This is a genomic window from Streptomyces sp. NPDC088910 (assembly GCF_044749865.1).
Classification (GTDB): Bacteria; Actinomycetota; Actinomycetes; order Streptomycetales; family Streptomycetaceae; genus Actinacidiphila.
In genome coordinates, this window is record NZ_JBIVIV010000016.1 from 186,728 (window position 1) to 204,636 (window position 17,909).

Consider the following 17,909-nt stretch of genomic DNA (forward strand, 5'->3'; position numbering starts at 1 on the left):
GTCACCGCCTTGACCCTCACCGAAGGTGAGGGCCCACCGTGAGGGCAGGGCGTACCGCACGCCGCGGAACCGGACGAGAGGACCTTCCATGAAGACGACAGGACCTTCCACGACAGAGCGCTGCGTCATCCTCGACATCGGCGGAGTCCTGGAGATCACACCGCCGACGGGCTGGATCGAGCGGTGGGACGAGCGCCTCGGCCTCCCGCCGGGCACCGTGGACCGCCGTCTCGACGACGTCTGGGAGGCCGGCGCGGTCGGCGCGATCACCGAGCCCGAGGTACGCGCCCAGGTCGGCGCCCGTTTCGGCCTCGACGCCCGCCAGGTCGAGTCCTTCATGTCCGACCTCTGGGCCGAATACCTCGGCGCCCCCAACACGGAACTCATCGACTACGTCCGCGGCCTGCGCTCCCGCTGCCGCCTCGGCATCCTCAGCAACAGCTTCGTCGGCGCCCGCGAGCGGGAGACCGCCCGCTACCGCTTCGACTCACTGGTCGACGAGATCGTCTACTCCCACGAGATCGGCGTCTCCAAGCCCGACCCCCGAGCCTTCGCGCTCACCTGCGAACGCCTCGAAGTCCGCCCGTCGGACTGCCTGTTCATCGACGACCACGCCCCCAACATCGCCGCCGCCGAGACCGCGGGCATGCGCGCCCACCTCTTCACCGGCACCCCGCAGGCCGTCGCCCGCGTCGAAGCCCACCTGCCGGCGCTATGAGGTGCGGGTGTTGGTGAGGTGCGGTCCGATGTGGCCGATGTAGAGCAGACCGGTGTTGGCGGTGTCGTCGAAGAAGTGCAGCCGCGGGGAGATGGTGCTGCCGCCACCGATCCGCAGATGGGCCTCCATGTAGACCGCGCCGGAGGGATCGACGGCGCGGGGCACGGGGAGGGTGCGCTCCTTGCGCCAGGAGAGATTGCGCCAGACGGTGTCGGACTCCTTCATCAGGACCTTGCCCGCGGGGAAGGGGTGGCAGCCGGAGGGGAGATCCTGGCACCAGGAGCGGAAGTCGCCGCGGGCGCGGCCGGCCACGGAGGCGGCGGCGAAGTCCTCGAGAGCCTGGAGCGCTTCCCAGCAGACGTTGACCCAGTTGGGCTTGGAACGGTCGTCGAGACCGGTCATCACCTTGGGGTCCCCGGTGAAGAGCAGGGTGGGGAACTGGTGGAGCCGGGCGTGGAGTTCGGTGAAGCTGCCGGGCAGCGCCTCGCTCTCGTCCACCTCGACGGGGGCGAAGGCGGCCTCGTAGGCGCCGACTTGCTGGAGACGTAACTGGAGCGCGCGGACCTGCTGTTGGGCGGCGCGGCGCTCGGCGTAGAACTCCTCGGCGAGCCAGTTGGCGTCGGCGAGGTCGTGCTGGAGCTCGCGGACCTGCTTGTAACGGGCGGCCTCGGCCTCCGCCGCCTCGTCGAGAAGGGCGATCAGGCTCTCGTGGTCGGCGCGCAGGCGCGCTATCTCGTCGCCGTGCTCGGTGGACCTGGGCCGCGGGCGCTGGGCGTGCAGGCGGGCCAGCGGCTGGGGGAGCGGCATGCGGGCCGCCTGGTTGCGCGGCAGCGCGGTCAGCACGGTGGCGGCCCGTACCGGATCGGCCTCGACCGTGGCGCGGGACATCACCGGGTGCCGCTGCCCGTCGGCGGCCCACGCGGGGTCGACGCGCGGCATGTACGTGCGGATGCCGCCGCCGAAGACCGGATGGTGTTCGAGCGCCTTGTTGAACGCGGCCTGCGCCTCGCGGGTCAGCACGTACAGCACCGCGCGGCCCACGAGTTGGGTGAAGGCGCGGTCCACGACCTTCTCCAGCCACTCGTCGGCGTCGGTCCCGTACGGCACGCTCGCCACGACGATGGGCAGCCGCCGCTCCCGGTCGGTCAGCTCCTCGACCACCTCCTTCACGTCACCGGCGTAGATGAAGCTGGCGCGGGCGCGGATCTCGGCGATGCCGCTGTGCGTGTCCAGGGCGTCGAGTATCGCGTCGGCCAGCCGCGGCTTGGACGCGCGGATCTGCGGTATCTCCGCCGAGTCCGGCCGGTGTTCGACATCGAGCTGCACCCAGGTGCGGCCCGGATCGGCCATGTCGGTACGGACGATGAGCGTGGACTGCCAGGTCGCCCGCAATGTCGGCGGGCTCTCCCGCAACCGCCAGCGGCTGTGCGCGCCCTGCTGCCCCGAATCGGTGTCGCGGTCGAGCGTCACGTGCTCGGCTATCTCGTTGCGGCCGTCGTGCAGCGCCGTGACCGGATAACCCTTGGCGTCGGTGAGCCACTCCGCGACCAGCCGGTCGGCCGTCGCGGCGGCCGTGACGTAGTCCTGCTCGGTCCACACGACCATGCGGTACGCGGACGCGTCCACGCAAGTCCCCCCTCGGTGGGCTGATCGATCTTCAAGGGGAGGCTAGAAGAGCGCGGTGTCACGGTGATAGGGGGCACGCCGTCCGGCCGGGCCGTACGGGCTGCCCGATCCAGGGCGAATCGGGTCCACGGCCGCTGGGCGTCACACCTCCGCTGCCCCGGTGGCCTACGCGAGCGCCGCCCGCAACTCCCTTGTCGTGGGCGGGTTGGCGCCGGGCCGCGAGACGGTGAGCGCGGCGGCGGTGCCCGCGTGGCGCAGCACATGGGCGAGGGTCGCCTTGTCCAGGGCGCCGAGCGCGGGCCGGGCGGCGGCGCCGGTGAGGCCGAGGCCGGTGAGGGCGTCCAGCGTCGCGGACATGAAGGAGTCGCCCGCGCCCACGGTGTCGGCGACCTCGGTCCGCACCGGCGCGCCCGTCACCTCGATGTCACGGGTGAAGGCGGCGGCGCCCTCCCCGCCCATGGTCACGAAGACGACGGCGGGCCCGGCCGCCAGCCAGCGCGCGGCGACCGCCGCGACCGGCTCGCCCGGATACAGCCACTCCAGATCCTCGTCGCTCGCCTTGACGAGGTCGCTCAGCGCCACGCACCGCTCGACTCCGGCGACACCCTGCTCGTGCGTGCCCATCAACTCCGGCCGGATGTTGGGGTCGTAGCTGACGGTGGCGTCCGCGCGCAGCCGCGCGGCGAGGTCCACGGTGGTGGCCGCGCCCGGCTCCGCCACGGCGGCGATCGACCCGATGTGGACGTGCCGGATCGCGGCGGGCGGCTCGACGGGCCCGAGCGTCCACGCGATGTCGAAGTCGTAGCGCGCCGCGCCCTGTTCGTCGAGCGTGACCACCGCCGTCGGCGTGCGGACGTCGTGCCGGCCGTCCGCGAGCAGGTGTACGCCCGCCGACCGCAGGTGGTCGGTGATGAGCTTGCCCGAGGGGTCGTCGCCGAGCTGCGTGAGGAGCGCGGTGGCGTGGCCGAGGCGGGCCAGCCCGTACGCCACGTTGGCCGGACTGCCGCCGGGATGCGGCACATCGGGCTGTCCGGGGGTCCGGACGATGTCCGCTACGCACTCACCGATCACCAGGAAGTCGCTCATGGGCCACATGCTGCCGTATCGCGGTCCCGCCCGGCGACCCCCGTCCCCGTACGCGATCACGCGGGCGGTCCCCTGCCGGTACGCGGCCGGAGACCGTCTGCCGCGGCGGGCCCGCCCGCCCTACGCTGGTGGCGGCGGCCCCGCGGATGAGCGGGGCGGCGGACGAAGGGGGGCTCCGTGGACGCGGAGTTGGCGGCACTGGCCGCGTCGGGCGCGACGCAGGTGGTCACACTGATGGCGTCCGACGCCTGGACACAGGTACGGGACCGGCTGGCGCGGTTCCTCGCACGCGGCAGCGGCGGCAGCGCCGGGGCGGCGGCCGAGGACGGTACGGCAGCCGACGACGGTACGACCGGGGCCGCCGTACGCGCCGGGGACGAGACCGCCGCTCTCGACGAACTCCAGCTCTCCCGAGCCGAGTTGACGGCCGCCAGGGACTCGGGGGACGCGGACGCCGCCGCCGACATCGAGGCGGGCTGGCGCACCCGGCTGCGCCGCGTCCTGCGGGACGACCCGGCCGCCGCCGCCGAACTGCGGCTGCTGCTGGAGGAGTTGGCCCCGGCGCCCGGCCGTGGCTCGGTCAGCGTCGTCAACAACACCGTCAACGACGGGGTGTTCCACGCCCCGGTCATCCAGGGCCGCGACATCAGGAGCACCACCGTCCACGGCGGCGGCCCGACGACGCCCTGACGGCGGCAGGGCCCGGCGGTCAGGACTCGGACCTGTCCAGCTCCTCGTCCAGCGCCGTCGCCGCCGTGATCAGCGACAGATGCGTGAACGCCTGCGGGAAGTTGCCCAGTTGCTCACCCGTCGGCCCGATCTCCTCGGCGAACAGGCCGACGTGGTTGGCGTAGGTGAGCATCTTGTCGAAGGCATAACGGGCCGGGCCCAGGCGCCCGGCGCGGGCGAGCGCGCCGACGTACAGGAAGCTGCACAGCGAGAAGGTGCCCTCGCCGCCGCGCAGCCCGTCGGGGGACGCGCCCGGGTCGTAGCGGTAGACGAGGCTGTCGGAGACCAGCTCCTCGTCCATCGCGTCCAGCGTCGACAGCCAGCGCGGCTCCTTCGGCGCGACGAAGCCGACCTCCGGCATCAGCAGCAGCGACGCGTCCAGCACCTCGCTGCCGTAGTGCTGCACGAAGGCGTGCCGCTTCTCGCTCCAGCCGCGCTCCATGACCTGTTCCATGATCGTGTCGCGCGCCGTCGTCCAGGTCTCCAGATCGGCGGGCCTGGCGAGTTCCGCGGCCAGCCGGATGCCGCGGTCGAAGGCCGACCAGCACATCAGACGGCTGTACGTGAAGTCCTGCCGCCCGCCGCGGGTCTCCCAGATGCCCTCGTCCGCGCGGTCCCAGTGCGCGGCCAGCCAGTCCAGCAGCCCGGAGAAGGCCCGCCAGCCCTCCCACCCGGCGAGCTGGGCGATGTCCTGCGACCGGGACAGGGCGTGCACGGCCTCGCCGTAGATGTCGAGCTGGAGCTGGTCGGCGGCCCCGTTGCCGAGCCGGACGGGCGCGGAGCCGCGGTAGCCCTCGAAGTGGTCCAGCGTCTCCTCGGCCAGGTGCGGGTCGCCGTCCACCCGGTACATGATCTGCAACGGTTCGCCGGTGACCGTGCCGCCCGCGCGCAGCCGCCCGCCGAGCCAGCGGCGGAAGGCGTCCGCCTCCGCGGTGAAACCGAGGTCGACCAGCGCGTTCACCGACAGCGACGCGTCCCTGACCCACGTATAGCGGTAGTCCCAGTTGCGCTCGCCGCCGACCTGCTCCGGCAGGCCCATCGTGGCGGCGGCGACCGGAGCGCCGGTCGGCGCGTACGTGAGCAGCTTCAAGGTGATCGCCGAGCGGTTCACCGCCTGCTGCCAGCGGCCCCGGTAGCGGCACTGCCGGATCCAGCCGTGCCAGAACTCCCGCACCCCGTCGAATTCCGCCCGCAGGCCGTCCACCGTCACCGGCTCGGGCGGCTCGCCGTGCGCCGCGCACACCGTCAGCACCGCGGCGGCCATCTCGCCCTGCTTCAGCGTGACCGCGGCGCGTACGTCCTCCTCGTCGCGTTCGAGGTCCAGCGGGCCGACCGGCTGGAGGTACGCCCACGCCCCCGACGCGCCGAATCTGGCCGTGCCGTCGTCGCTCACGTGCAGCCGGTGGTCGCAGCGGCCGTAGTCGAAGCGCGGCCTGCACTCCAGGGCGAAGCGGACCGTGCCGCGCACCACCCGCATCACGCGCAGCAGCCGGTGCCGGTCGGTGGCGGTCTCCGGCCGGTCCACCGGCATGAAGTCGATGACCTCGCCGACGCCGTCGGGGGTCATGAAGCGGGTGACGAGCACCGCGGTGTCCGGCAGATAGAGCTGCCTGACCCTCGCCTCAGGGCTCGCGGCCGCGATCGAGAAGTAGCCGCCGCGGTCGTGGTCGAGGAGCGAGGCGAAGACGCTCGGCGAGTCGAAGCGCGGCGCGCAGAACCAGTCGACGACGCCCCGCGACGACACCAGCGCGCTGGTCTGGAGGTCTCCGATGAGGCCGTGGTCCGCGATCGGCGGGTAGCGACGCATGAGGGCACCTTTCGCCGTTCCCCCGCCGCGGTGCGCCCGCCGCGAGGCGTCCCCCCGCCCTGACCACGCTAGATGACGCGGTCGGCACCGGCATTCCGGCGCGATCGCGGGTCCGTGCCGCCGGCGGGTCCGAGGAGGGAGGCCAGCGGCGGCTCGGAGGCCAGCACGGCGCCCGCGGTGATGGTGAAGGTCAGCACCGCGCAGATCGCGATCAGCCAGGACAGCATCGTGAAGACCGACCCCAGGGAGCCGTAATTGGCCAGGCTGCGGTTGAGGGCGGTCGGCATGTAGAGGCGGGCGGTCACCGACAGGGCCGTCATCGCCAGCGCGGTGAGGATCGCGCCGGGCAGCAGCGGCAGCCACGCGACGCGCTTGCTCAGCAGCAGCCGCTGGGTCCACCACCACACCAGGACGTCCGCGAGGAAGGTCAGCGGCAGGCCGAGCCACAGCCCGACGCCGAAGCCGTCGCGCAGCGGCCCCTGGAGCACCAGCGCCACCATCCACGCGGCGATCCACACCACCCAGCGCCACACCGCGACCCGCACCGAGGCGCGCGGCAGCCCCCACGCCCGCTCGCACACCCGCGCCATCGCCCGGCTGCACGCGGTGGCGGACAGCAGCGCCATCAGGACGCCGATCACCCCGATGGTCTGCCGCAGATCCCCGCCGTTCGCGCTGTAGACCTGCCTGAGCTGCTCGTCCGACGCCCCGGTGAGGCCGAAGACGTTGCGCGCGGTGCTCACGAGCTGGTCGCGTACGGTCTTCGGCGCGAAGGCCGCGACCACGAACAGCAGCGGGACGGCGGTCAGGAAGAGCTGGGCGGCCAGCCGGGTGCCCGCGTCCAGCAGATTCACCGACAGCAGGCGGGCGGTCAGCTCGGTGATGACGGGGAAGCGGCGTTCCGCCGCGTGGCGCAGCCGCAGCCCGCGCGCCTTCCACCGCGCCGCGCGCCCGGCCGCCCACGCGACCGTACGGCCGACCAGGCCCTTCTCGCGGTCGGCCCGGCCCTTCTCACGGCCCGGGGGCCCGGAGGGTGCGGCGGCCATACGCGACCTCCACGGCGGACACGGCGGACACGGTTGTGACGGGCGGACATGGCGAGCACCGCGAACACGGCGGCGACGAACGCCACGAACGCCACCAGTCAAGGCGGTGTACGGGGAACGCGCGACTTGTGACGCCGACGGACGGCCTCCGCGCCGGGCTCAGCGGGCCCGCGGCGCGGGAAGGACGGCCTCCAGACACACCCGGCCGCCGATCTCGACGGTGCCGTCAGGGCCGGGCGCGGTGAGGATCTGCGAGCCCCGGCCCTGCGTGATGTGCAGCGCGCGGCCGAGCTGCCGGGTGAGCAGCAGCGCGGCGGCGCCCGTCGCCTCGTCCTCGTCGATGCCGTCGCCGCGGCCGGGGAAGGCGCGCGCCCTGATCCGGCCGGCGGCCTCGTCCTGCCACGCCCAGGCGTACACCCACTCGCCCGGCTCCGGCACGTCCAGCGCGTCGACCTCGGCGGGCAGCGCGTACTCGCGCAGGGTGCGCGGCGGCGCCCACTCCGCGCGGACGGTGATCCAGGTGAACTCCCCGTCGTCGCGCGTGAAGACCTCCCCGACCTCGGGTTCGAGCACCTCCACGTCGAGCAGCCAGGCGACCCCGACCAACGGGTGCCCGGCGAAGGGCAGTCGCAGCCCCGGCGTGTAGATGTCGACCGCGCCGCGCTCCGGATCGTCCACGAACACCGTTTCGCTGAAGCCGAGTTCACCGGCCAGGGCCTGCCGTGCCGCGCGGTCCGGGTAGCGCGAGCCGTCGCGGACCACGCCGAGCGGGTTGCCGTACCGCCGGTCGGGGCCGCAGAAGACCCGCAGCACATCGATGCCGCCCGATGTCGTATTCACTCCGGCATTCAAGCATTCGGGGCGCGGGAGCGGACCCGCTCGCACCGGCCGGTTCCGGCCGTCCCGCCGCCGGGACCCGTGGAACTGGTCAGACCACCTGGCGGAAAGCTATCCTGAGCGTCGCTGTTCATCAGTTACGGCGTCGGCGGCCGGAGGCCGCGAGCGCGTCATTATGGGGGCCTCACGTATGAACGACTCTCGCGAGGTCGCGGGCGTTATCCTGCCGGGCTATCCAGAACCCCTGTGGATCCAGGCGGTGAATTTGATCCGCAGCGAAATCGACCGGGGCGAGCTGAGGCCGGGAATGCGGCTGGCGCCCGAGCGGGAGCTCTGCCGTCAACTGGGCATCAGCCGGGTCACACTGAGGAAAGCCCTGGGTCACCTGGTGGAGGAGGGCGTGCTCAGCGCGTCCCACGGCCGTGGCTGGTACGTGACGCAGTCGGCGCCGAAGAAGGAATGGCCGAACAGCCTGGAATCCTTCAGCGAGACCGCGGCACGAATGGGGTTGAAGCCGCACTCCAAGGTATTAATGGCACAGGCGAGCCCGGCCAGCATCGACGAGGCGGAGCGGCTCGGTATCGCGCCCGGCACTCCGCTGTTCCGGCTGGAGCGGGTACGGCTGCTCGACGGTGTTCCGATAGCGCTGGACCTGACGCGAATTCCGCTCGCTCTGGTGCCCGGCATCGAGGACGTCGATTTCGCGGACCGCTCGCTGTACGCGACGCTTTCCGCCGCCGGGGTCGAGCCGGTCCGCGCGGACAGCACGATCGAGGCGACCAAGGCCGACGACCGCGCCGCGGGACAGCTCGACATGGCCTCGGGCGATCCGCTTCTGGTCATGCACCAGATCGCGGTCGGCTCCGACGAGGAGCCGCTGTTCGAGTCCACGATCCAGTACGCGGGCGACCGGTACCGGCTGCGTACGTCCTTCGCGCGCTCGCACGGCTGAGCCGCGGGCGGCCGTACGGCTGAGCCGCGGGCGCTCGTACGGCTGAGCCGCGGGCTGAGGCCGGACCGGTGTGCCGACCTCAGCCGTGCGCGTGGTCAGAGCACCAGCACTCCCTTGACGAAGTCGGGACCGGCCGCCGTCATGGCGCGGAAGGCGTCGTCCACGCCTTCGAGGCCGAAGCGGTGGGTGATCAACGGCGCGTAGCTGAAGCGGCGTTCGCCGATCAGCGCGAGCGCGTCGCGCATGGCGCCCATCAGCCGGGTGCGGTCCGGGCAGAAGCCGTTGACGACGGTGACGGCCTTGTACCAGAGGTCCATGTCCATCATCGCGTCGCCGGTGTGGTGGTAGCCGACGACGCACAGGGTGCCGAAGGGCCGTACCAGGCTGCCGGCCGTGCCGAGCCCGCTCGTCGTGCCGGTCGCCTCCAGGACCACGGCGAGCCGCGCGTCGGTGGCCCGTCCGGTGTCCTTCCGGTACTCCTCCGGGAGGTCGTCGGGGGCGAAGACGAGGTCGGCGCCGAGCCGCAGGGCGCGCTCGCGGCGGGCCGGGTCGGGGTCGACGCCCACCAGCAGCCCCGGCGCGTGCCGCTTGGCGAGCTGGACCAGGCCGAGGCCCATGAAGCCGAGGCCGACGACGGCGACCCGGTCGCCCGCGCGTACGCCCGTACGGGCCAGCGCCTCCTCCAGGTCGGCGACCGGTTCGCCGATCGCGTGCGCGGGTTCGATCCCGGCCGGTACCGGCAGGACGGCGTGCGCGTCCATGACGGCGAGCGTCGCGAATCCCTCGCCGCCGAGCCCGGTCACCAGGTCGCCCGGCGCCCAGCGGCCCGCGTCCCGGCCGGTGCCGACCACCCGCCCCACGATCTCGTGGCCCAGCCTGACCGGCGGCGCGGCCGGGTCGTGCGAGAGCCACGGCCCGATGTCGGAGGTGCAGACCCCGCTGGCCAGCACCTCGACCAGCACCTGGCCGGCGCCGGGGACCGGGTCGTCGGCCGCGACGACCTCCGAGGTGCGCGGGCCGACGAGCTGACTGATCTTCATACGGATCTCCTGGCCTGAGTGGTGTGACGGCTGGTGATGTGACGGCTGGTGGTGTGACGGCTGGGCGGGGATGGCGGGCCGAGCGGGGTGACGGGGTCGGTGACGACCGGGGACCAGCGTAGCGAAGTGGTCCTATGTGGTCAGTAGTGGTGTCGTAGGAATCCGGGCGGGATGACGGCCGAATTGTGCCTGTCTGTGGCTGAAAAGTGCGAAGTGCGCCCGGTTTCCCCGGCATTCTGGTCTGCTTCACCCTCTAGACAGGACCGGCTTTCGTATTACGATGGCGGCAAGTGGTATGGCTTTGGCACATACCCAACGACCGCTGTCCGGGCCCTCGACAGCCCCGGAAGCGGTCCTGGCGGGACTCACTTCAGGCGGGACTCAGGGGAGGAGAGCGGATGGCATCCGTCACCGCGGCAGTCATCGGCGCGGGTTCGCAGGGCCGGGTGCACGGCCTCGGCCTGAGGGCGGTGCCGGGCGTCGAGCTCGTCGCCCTCGCCGACGTCGACGAGCGGACCGCGGAGGACCTGGCGGGGGAGCTGGGCGTACCGCGGACGTACCGCGACTACCGTGAACTGCTCGTCCTGGAACGGCCCGACGTCGTCAGCGTCTGCACACCGCCCGCCCTGCACCCGGAGATCGTCCGGGCCGCGGCGGCGGCCGGGGTCCGCGCGGTGCACTGCGAGAAGCCGGTCGCGCTGTCGTACGGCGAGGCCCTGGAGATGACGCGGGTCGCGGCCGACGCCGGCACGCAACTGACCTACAACCTCCAGCGCCGCTTCGAGGCCGTGCAGCGCTTCGCCCGCGAAGCCGTCGCCGGGGGCGAGATCGGCGAGGTCGTGACCATCGAGGGGTACTGCCCGAACCTGTTCGACTGGGGCACCCACATCCTCGACCTGATCCTCTTCCACCGCGGCGACACCGCACCGGATTGGGTCTTCGGCCAACTCGACGTGACGCTCGACCGCTATGTGTACGGCGCCTTCGTCGAGACCGCGTCGGTCACCCAGATCGGCTGGGCCGACGGCGTCCGCGCGGTGGTCTCCACCGGACGCGAACCGCACACCCCGGTCCTCAACCTCCAGAACAACCTGGGGCTGATCATCCAGGGCACCCGCGGGCGCGCCGACATCCGCGGCGCGCGCTGCCTGATCCAGCGCTTCGGCAAGGACGACCTGGTCCACGACTCACCCTTCGACACCGACCCCCGCACCTGGGACCGCGGCGTCGACCCGGCGATCGTGGCCGCCACGGCCGAGGCGGTGCGGGACGCGGTCGACAGCCTGCGCACCGGCGGCAAGCCCGCCCTCGACGCCGAGCACGGCCTGCGCGGCGCCGAACTGGTCTTCGCGACCTACGAGAGCAGCCGGTCCCGGCGGCGCGTGCCGCTGCCGCTCGACCGCATGGACAACGCCCTGCTCAGCGGGCGTGCGCAGGGCTACTGGAGCCCTACCGGCGAACTGCGCTCCACCTACTGAAACGAGCGGCCCGACGATGCCGAGAACCGCCAGCCCCACCGCCCTCGCCGTCTTCAGCGGCGACGACGTCCACGAAGACCTCTTCACCGCCGCCCGCGAAGTGCGGACCCTGCTGACCGACGAGGGATTCGTCACCCGTACCGCCGTCGGCACCGGCCGCTTCGACGGCCCGGTCGACGCCGAACTCATCGTGCTCTACACGGCCTTGGGCCGCTTCACCGACGCACAGCGCGCGAGCCTGGCCCGCGCGGTACGCGGCGGCGCCGGACTGATCGCCCTGCACTCCACCACCGTGGACGCGGACCTGTTCGACCTGGTCGGCAGCCGGTACGTCTCGCACGGGCCACCGCCCCACGAGAGCCGGTTCACCGTCACCCTCGACGGCGCACACGAAGTGACCGCCGGAATACCGCCGTTCGAGCTGACGCACGAGCACTACCACGTCGAAACCGCGCCCGGCGTGCTCACCCTCGCCCGCCGTACGACCCCCGGCGGCACCGAACCCCTGCTGCACGTCCGCGAATTCGGGGACGGACGTGTCTGCTACCTCCAGTTGGGCCACGACATGCGGAGCTGGGGAGAACCCGCCGTGCGCCTTCTCGTCCGGCGCGCGGCCCGCTGGGCGTGCCGCCTCGAAGCCCGAGGGAACTGACCCATGCGCATCCTTTTCCGGAAGATCTGTTTCTACCTGCTCACGGCGTGGGCGGCCATCAGCCTCAACTTCGTCATCCCGCGCGTCATGCCGGGAAACCCCGCGGACAACCTGATCCAGCAGTTCCACGGGAAGCTCAGCCCCTCCGCGGTCCAGGCCCTGCGGGTGCTGTTCGGCGAGTCCGACAAGAACCTGTGGGAGCAGTACGTCAGTTACTGGCACAGCATCTTCACCGGCGACTTCGGCACCTCGTACGCCTACTACCCGTCGCAGGTGAGCACCGTGCTCGGGCAGAGCATGTACTGGACGCTGATCCTGGTCACCATCTGCACGGTGCTCGGCTTCGTCATCGGCACCACGCTCGGCATGCTCGTCGGCTGGAAGCGCGGCACCTGGCTCGACTCGCTGATACCGATCACCACCTTCCTGTCGTCGATCCCGTACTTCTGGTTCGCGATCATGATCGTGTACGTCTTCGCGATCACCCTCAAGTGGTTCCCGCTGTCCGGCGGTTACGGGCTCGACCAGACCATCGGCCTGAACGCCGGGTTCATCGGCAGCGCGATCAACTACGCCGTCCTGCCCGCCGTCACCATCACCGTCGCCTCCGTGGGCGGCTGGCTGATCAGCATGCGCAACATGATGGTCACCACGCTCAGCGAGGACTACGTACGGCTCGCCGAGGCCAAGGGGCTCCCCAGGCGCCGGGTGATGTACACCTACGCCGCCCGCAACGCGATGCTGCCGTCCTTCTCCGGCTTCGCCATGTCGCTCGGCTTCGTGATCGGCGGCTCCATCGTCACCGAGGTCGTCTTCAACTACCCCGGCATCGGGTCGGTGCTGTTCAAGGCCGCACAGGCGGCCGACTACCCGCTGATGTCCGCGATCTTCCTGCTCATCACCGTGCTGGTGCTGATCGCCAACCTGATCGCCGACATCGCGTACGTGTTCCTCGACCCGAGGACAAGGGAGAGCTGATCCATGGCCGTGCAAGCCGCCGCCCTCGCCGAGGCGGACACCGCCGACACCGCCGCCGAGCCCGCCGGCGGACCCGCCCGCCTCCGGTCGCGCCTGCTGCGCTCACCGCTGACCCTCATCGGCCTCGCGGTCGTGCTGGTCTTCGTCGTCCTGGCCGTCGTCGCGCCGTGGATCTCGCCGTACGACCCCTCGACGGTCAGCGACGACACCCTCGTGGGACCGTCCACCGCGCACTGGCTCGGCACCACCCAGAACGGCCAGGACGTCCTGTCGCAGATGCTCTACGGCGCCCGCGCCTCGATGCTCGTCGGCCTGGGCGCCGCGGTCCTCGCCACCTTCCTGTCGGTGATCGTCGGCGTCACCGCCGGATACGTCGGCGGCCTCGGCGACGAAGTGCTGTCGCTGCTGGCCAACGTGTTCCTGGTGCTGCCCAGCGTGCCGCTGACGATCATCCTGGCCGCGTATCTGCCGCACAGCGGCTCGCTCGGCATCATCCTGGTCATCACGCTCACCGGCTGGGCCTGGGGAGCGCGGGTGCTGCGGGCGCAGACGCTCTCGCTGCGCAAACGCGACTTCGTGGAGGCCGCCCGCGCCACCGGCGACAAGACCTGGCGGATCATCCTCAAGGACATCCTGCCGAACCAGCTCGCGGTGATCGCCGCGTCCTTCCTCGGCACCGTCAACTTCGCGATCCTCACCCAGGCGACCCTGGCCTTCCTCGGCCTCGCCGACGTCACCCAGTGGTCGTGGGGCACGATCCTGTACTGGGCCCAGACCGGCAGCGCGCTGCTGACCGGCGCCTGGTGGTGGTTCGTCCCCGCCGGCCTGGCCATCGCCCTGCTCGGCACCGCCCTGTCGCTGGTCAACTTCGGCATCGACGAGTTCATCAACCCCCGGCTGCGCCAGGCCGGGATCGGCACCAAGAAGGCCCAGCGCGGCCAGGTCGCCGCCAAACGCGCCCGCCGGATCAAGAACCACGCCCCGGCCGAACGCCGCACCGAGGTCACGCCCTTCACCCCGGACAGCACCGACGTCGTCCTCGACGTCCGCGACCTGCGGGTGGAGTACGTCGGCGACGGCGGTGAGCGCACCCCGGCGGTCAGCGACGTGTCGTTCACCCTGCGGCGCGGCGAAGTCCTCGGCATCGCGGGCGAGTCGGGCTCGGGCAAGTCCACCCTCGCGTACGCCATCACCCGGCTGCACAAGCCGCCCGCCGAGATCACCCAGGGCCGGATCGTCTACACCAAACCCGACGGCGACACCGTGGACGTGCTCGCGATGGGCGACGCCGAGCTGCGGGGCTTTCGCTGGGAGGAGCTGTCGATCGTCTTCCAGTCGGCCATGCACGCGCTCAACCCGATCATGCGGATCGGCGAGCAGATCGAGGACGTCATCGTCGCGCACCGGCCGCGGATGACCCGGCAGGAACGGGCCGCCCGGGTGGTCGAACTCCTCGGCATCGTCGGCATCCCCGCCGACCGGGCGGGCTCCTACCCGCACGAGCTGTCCGGCGGCATGCGGCAGCGCGCGATGATCGCGATCGGCCTCGCGCTCGACCCCGAGATCATCGTGATGGACGAGCCGACGACCGCGCTCGACGTCGTCATCCAGCGGCAGATCATCGAGAAGATCATGGAGCTGAAGGACCGGCTCGGCTTCTCGGTCGTCTTCATCACCCACGACCTGTCGCTGCTGATCGAACTCTCCGACACGATCGCCGTGATGTACGGCGGCAAGATCGTCGAGACGGCGGCGGCCGACGACTTCTACCGCCGCCCCCAACACCCCTACAGCCGGGGCCTGCTGGCGTCCTTCCCGACCCTCGGCGGCCCCAAGCGGGAGCTGACCGGCATCGTCGGCTCGCCGCCCGACCTGCGCAGGCTGCCCAGCGGCTGCGCCTTCCAGCCGCGCTGCCCGCTCGCCTTCGACGCCTGCGGGAGCCACGTACCGCCGCTCCTGCGGATCACCGGGCCGGACGGCGCCACCTCGCACGCCGCCTGCCTGCTGCACGCGGACGGCGCCCAGAACCAGGACCGACTCGTGACAGGTGAGATGCGATGAGCGGCGACGTGACGAAGAAGAACGCCGGGGCCGCCGCCCGCGACGGCCGCGCCGCGGACGGCGCCCGGCCGGTGCTCGAAGCGGTCAACGTGACCAAGCACTTCCCGGTACGCGGCGGACGCCTGCGCCGCGGCGCGGCCCCGCAGGTCGTGCACGCCGTGGAGAACGTCAGCCTGAGCCTGTACGCGGGCCGGATCACCGCGCTGGTCGGCGAGTCGGGCTCCGGCAAGTCGACGCTGGCCCGGCTGCTCGCCCAGCTCTACCCGGTCACCGGCGGGGAGGTGCGGCTGCACGGCGTCCCCGTGAAGTCGCCGCGCGGCCGGGCCTTTCGCGACCACGTCCGCCAGGTGCAGTTGATCCTCCAGGACCCCTTCGCGTCCTTCAACCCGGTCGCCACCATCGCGGGCACCCTCAAGCGCGCGGTGGCCATCCACCACCCCGGCAAGCGCGGCAAGGAGCAGACCGCCGTCATCGACGACCTGCTCCGGCAGATCAACCTCGTGCCGCCACGGCAGTTCACCGAGAAGTACCCGCACGAACTGTCCGGCGGCCAGCTCCAGCGGCTCTCCATCGCCCGCGCCCTGGCGGCCGACCCCGAGGTGTTCCTCGCCGACGAACCGGTCTCCAGCCTCGACGTCTCCATCCGCCTCGGCATCCTCAACCTGTTGCGCCGCCTCACCGAGGAACGCAACGTCGCGATGCTGTACGTCACCCACGACATCGCCTCCGCGCGGTACTTCGCGGCCGACACCGCCGTGATGTACGCGGGCGAGGTCATCGAGACCGGCCCCTCGGAAGCGGTCACCCAGCAGGCGGCGCACCCGTACACCCAGCTCCTGATCGCCTCCGCGCCCGATCCCTCGCGGGGCGGCGCCGCGCGGGTCAAGGACATCGGGCAGCCGCCCAGCCTCATCTCCCCGCCGGGCGGCTGCCGTTTCCACCCGCGCTGTCCGTACGCGATGGAGCGCTGCGCCACCGACATCCCGCCGTCCTTCGACCTGACCGACGGCCACACCGCCCGCTGCTGGCTGTACGCGGACGACGAGCAGGCGCGCGGGCGGCGCGCAGAGAACGCGGCGGCCGTCACCGCCTCCGCCGCGCGGCCTGCCGGCACCGACCCCTCGGTCACCGACCCCACTGTCGACGAACCCGCTCTCCCCACACCCGATTCCGCTGTCCCCACCTCCGAAGGAGCAGACGCACAGTGACCACAACGCAGTCGTCGATCGCGTCAGGAATGACGAGACGCGGTCTTCTCGCAGGCGCCCTCGCGGGCGCGGGAACCCTTGCCCTGTCGGCCTGTTCGGGAACCGCGGGAGGCTCGGGCTCCGCCAAGGGCACGCTCACCGTGGCGGGCCAGTCCGACAACCTCACCCAGGTCTTCAACCCGTTCCTGGCCAACACCGCGCAGAGCCTCACCTACACCCCGCAGGGCCAGGGCGGCTTCATCTACGAGCCGCTGGTGCAGATCAACACCGTCGACATCGGGCGCGACCTGCCGTGGCTCGCCAAGTCCTGGCGCTGGTCGGACGGCAACAAGACGCTGACGATGGAGCTCCGGACCGGTGTGAAGTGGACGGACGGCACCCCGTTCTCCGCCGACGACGTCGTCTTCACGTACTCGATGCTCAAGCGGTATCCGGGGCTCAACCTGCTGGGCATCGACCTCAGTTCGGTCACCGCGCCCGGTCCGGCGCAGGTCGTCTTCACCTTCCCCGCGCCCTCCGAGCAGCACTTCACCAACATCGTGTCGGCGCCGATCGTCCCCCAGCACCTGTGGTCGAAGGTCAAGGACCCGACGACGTACACCGACAAGAACCCCGTGGGGACCGGGCCGTTCAAGCTGTCGTCGTTCTCCGCGCAGAGCTTCCTGCTGGTGCGCAACGAGGACTACTGGCAACCGAAGGCGCAGATCAGCTCGCTGCGGTTCGTGGCGTACAAGGACAACGAGAGCATGACCAACGCGCTCGTCCAGGGCCTCGCGGACTGGGGCGGTACGTACATCGCCAATGCCGACAAGACGTATCTCAGCCGGAACAAGCACTACAACTACTGGGCGCCGATCGCCGGAACCGACGGCATCATCCCCAACCTGGAGCGCTGGCCGCTCAGCGACATCGCGGTGCGCAGGGCGATCAGTCTCGGTGTGAACCGCAAGCAGGTCGGCGCGGCCAGCGGCGCGCCGCCCGCGACCAGCGTCACCGGTCTGCCGATGCCCGCCTACGCCTCCTCGATCGCCCCCCGGTACAAGGGAGTCGACTTCGTCCAGGACGTCGACAAGGCGCACAAGACGCTGACCGACGCCGGATACGCCAAGGGCGGCGACGGCTACTACCGCAAGGACGGCAAGCGCGTCGAGTTCTCGATCAGCTTCCCCTCCGCGTACACCGACATCGCCGCGCGCGTGCAGGTGCTGGTCTCGCAGCTCAAGGACATCGGCATCAAGCTCAACGTCGACACGACCACGGTCAACGACATCAACGGGCTGACGTCCAAGGGGAACTTCGACTCCACGATGGGCTACCCGGTCAACTCCGCGCCGCGCGCCTTCTCGTACTACAACGACACGATCAACCCGAATCTGTACTACCCGGTCGGCAAGGCGACGCCGACCTTCCAGAACATCGAGCGGTTCCAGAACGCCGAGGCCGCGACGCTGTTCACCGAGTACCCCAAGGCGACCACGGACGAGCAGCGGCAGCAGATCATCAACAGGATCGAGGAGATCTTCGTCGAGAACCTGCCATGGATCCCGATGTTCTACTGGGGCAGCTACGGCAACTGGAGCACCGCCAAGGCCACCGGGTTCCCCACACCGCAGAACCCGTACTTCAGCCCGGTGCCCAACCCCGTCGTCGCCCTGCGGCTCAAGCCCGTCTGACCCTCCCCGCCCCCGCCC

General features: G+C 71.4%; 15 protein-coding genes and 1 pseudogene. 10 read left to right on the forward strand and 6 right to left on the reverse strand.

All coding sequences use genetic code 11. From position 1 onward, the window contains the following. Positions 1-88: 88 nt before the first annotated feature. Positions 89-718 (forward strand): HAD family phosphatase, encoded by a 630-nt coding sequence (locus ACIP4Z_RS31080; RefSeq protein WP_355333240.1) that lies wholly within the window; start codon positions 89-91, stop codon positions 716-718. On the opposite strand, the gene ACIP4Z_RS31085 is transcribed toward ACIP4Z_RS31080, so the two are convergent. Continuing rightward, complete coding sequence (locus tag ACIP4Z_RS31085) at positions 713-2,344, reverse strand: hypothetical protein (RefSeq protein ID WP_401313629.1); 1,632 nt, start codon at positions 2,342-2,344, stop codon at positions 713-715. The two genes, ACIP4Z_RS31080 and ACIP4Z_RS31085, sit on opposite strands and share 6 nt — an antisense overlap. Before the next feature lie 165 nt (positions 2,345-2,509). After that, complete coding sequence (locus ACIP4Z_RS31090; RefSeq protein ID WP_401313631.1) at positions 2,510-3,430, reverse strand: carbohydrate kinase; 921 nt, start codon at positions 3,428-3,430, stop codon at positions 2,510-2,512. Between the two features lie 177 nt (positions 3,431-3,607). Here ACIP4Z_RS31090 and ACIP4Z_RS31095 point away from each other — a divergent pair, with 177 nt between their 5' ends. Then, a complete protein-coding gene (locus tag ACIP4Z_RS31095) occupies positions 3,608-4,120 on the forward strand; it encodes a hypothetical protein (RefSeq protein WP_401313633.1) in 513 nt (170 codons plus the stop codon). A 19-nt stretch (positions 4,121-4,139) separates the two neighbouring features. On the opposite strand, the gene ACIP4Z_RS31100 is transcribed toward ACIP4Z_RS31095, so the two are convergent. From ACIP4Z_RS31100 to ACIP4Z_RS31110, 3 genes are all read right to left on the reverse strand, one after another. Next, positions 4,140-5,966, reverse strand: a complete 1,827-nt coding sequence (locus ACIP4Z_RS31100) for a glycoside hydrolase family 15 protein (RefSeq protein ID WP_401313635.1) — start codon at positions 5,964-5,966, stop codon at positions 4,140-4,142. A gap of 68 nt (positions 5,967-6,034) precedes the next feature. Beyond that, the gene (locus ACIP4Z_RS31105; RefSeq protein ID WP_401313637.1) at positions 6,035-7,012 is read right to left on the reverse strand and encodes a YhjD/YihY/BrkB family envelope integrity protein; all 978 of its coding nucleotides are present in this window, start codon (positions 7,010-7,012) and stop codon (positions 6,035-6,037) included. A 159-nt stretch (positions 7,013-7,171) separates the two neighbouring features. After that, positions 7,172-7,852, reverse strand: coding sequence for a PhzF family phenazine biosynthesis protein (locus ACIP4Z_RS31110; protein WP_391048380.1), 681 nt, complete (start codon positions 7,850-7,852; stop codon positions 7,172-7,174). Between the two features lie 187 nt (positions 7,853-8,039). On the opposite strand from ACIP4Z_RS31110, the gene ACIP4Z_RS31115 reads away from it, so the two are divergent. After that, a complete protein-coding gene (locus ACIP4Z_RS31115; RefSeq protein WP_355333224.1) occupies positions 8,040-8,801 on the forward strand; it encodes a GntR family transcriptional regulator in 762 nt (253 codons plus the stop codon). Positions 8,802-8,896: 95 nt separating this feature from the next. On the opposite strand, the gene ACIP4Z_RS31120 is transcribed toward ACIP4Z_RS31115, so the two are convergent. After that, positions 8,897-9,841: a zinc-binding dehydrogenase gene (locus tag ACIP4Z_RS31120; protein ID WP_401313640.1), complete on the reverse strand. Its 945-nt coding sequence runs from the start codon at positions 9,839-9,841 to the stop codon at positions 8,897-8,899. A 398-nt stretch (positions 9,842-10,239) separates the two neighbouring features. Here ACIP4Z_RS31120 and ACIP4Z_RS31125 point away from each other — a divergent pair, with 398 nt between their 5' ends. The 7 genes and pseudogenes from ACIP4Z_RS31125 (at position 10,240) to ACIP4Z_RS31155 (ending at position 17,891) form a co-directional block, all read left to right on the forward strand. Further along, positions 10,240-11,319 carry a Gfo/Idh/MocA family protein gene (locus ACIP4Z_RS31125; RefSeq protein WP_401313641.1) on the forward strand — a complete coding sequence of 360 codons (1,080 nt, stop codon included), beginning with the start codon at positions 10,240-10,242 and terminating at the stop codon, positions 11,317-11,319. 16 nt (positions 11,320-11,335) lie between these two features. Then, positions 11,336-11,971: a ThuA domain-containing protein gene (locus tag ACIP4Z_RS31130; RefSeq protein WP_391048373.1), complete on the forward strand. Its 636-nt coding sequence runs from the start codon at positions 11,336-11,338 to the stop codon at positions 11,969-11,971. Between the two features lie 3 nt (positions 11,972-11,974). Beyond that, positions 11,975-12,949, forward strand: coding sequence for an ABC transporter permease (locus ACIP4Z_RS31135; protein ID WP_355333214.1), 975 nt, complete (start codon positions 11,975-11,977; stop codon positions 12,947-12,949). A gap of 3 nt (positions 12,950-12,952) precedes the next feature. Next, positions 12,953-13,795: pseudogene (locus ACIP4Z_RS31140) on the forward strand (ABC transporter permease); the annotation flags it as partial. 207 nt (positions 13,796-14,002) lie between these two features. Next, positions 14,003-15,010: an oligopeptide/dipeptide ABC transporter ATP-binding protein gene (locus ACIP4Z_RS31145; protein ID WP_391048662.1), complete on the forward strand. Its 1,008-nt coding sequence runs from the start codon at positions 14,003-14,005 to the stop codon at positions 15,008-15,010. Beyond that, positions 15,007-16,218 carry an ABC transporter ATP-binding protein gene (locus ACIP4Z_RS31150; protein WP_401313643.1) on the forward strand — a complete coding sequence of 404 codons (1,212 nt, stop codon included), beginning with the start codon at positions 15,007-15,009 and terminating at the stop codon, positions 16,216-16,218. The genes ACIP4Z_RS31145 and ACIP4Z_RS31150 overlap by 4 nt, the downstream gene beginning before the upstream one ends. After that, the gene (locus ACIP4Z_RS31155; protein ID WP_401313645.1) at positions 16,215-17,891 is read left to right on the forward strand and encodes an ABC transporter substrate-binding protein; all 1,677 of its coding nucleotides are present in this window, start codon (positions 16,215-16,217) and stop codon (positions 17,889-17,891) included. The genes ACIP4Z_RS31150 and ACIP4Z_RS31155 overlap by 4 nt, the downstream gene beginning before the upstream one ends. Positions 17,892-17,909: the final 18 nt, after the last annotated feature.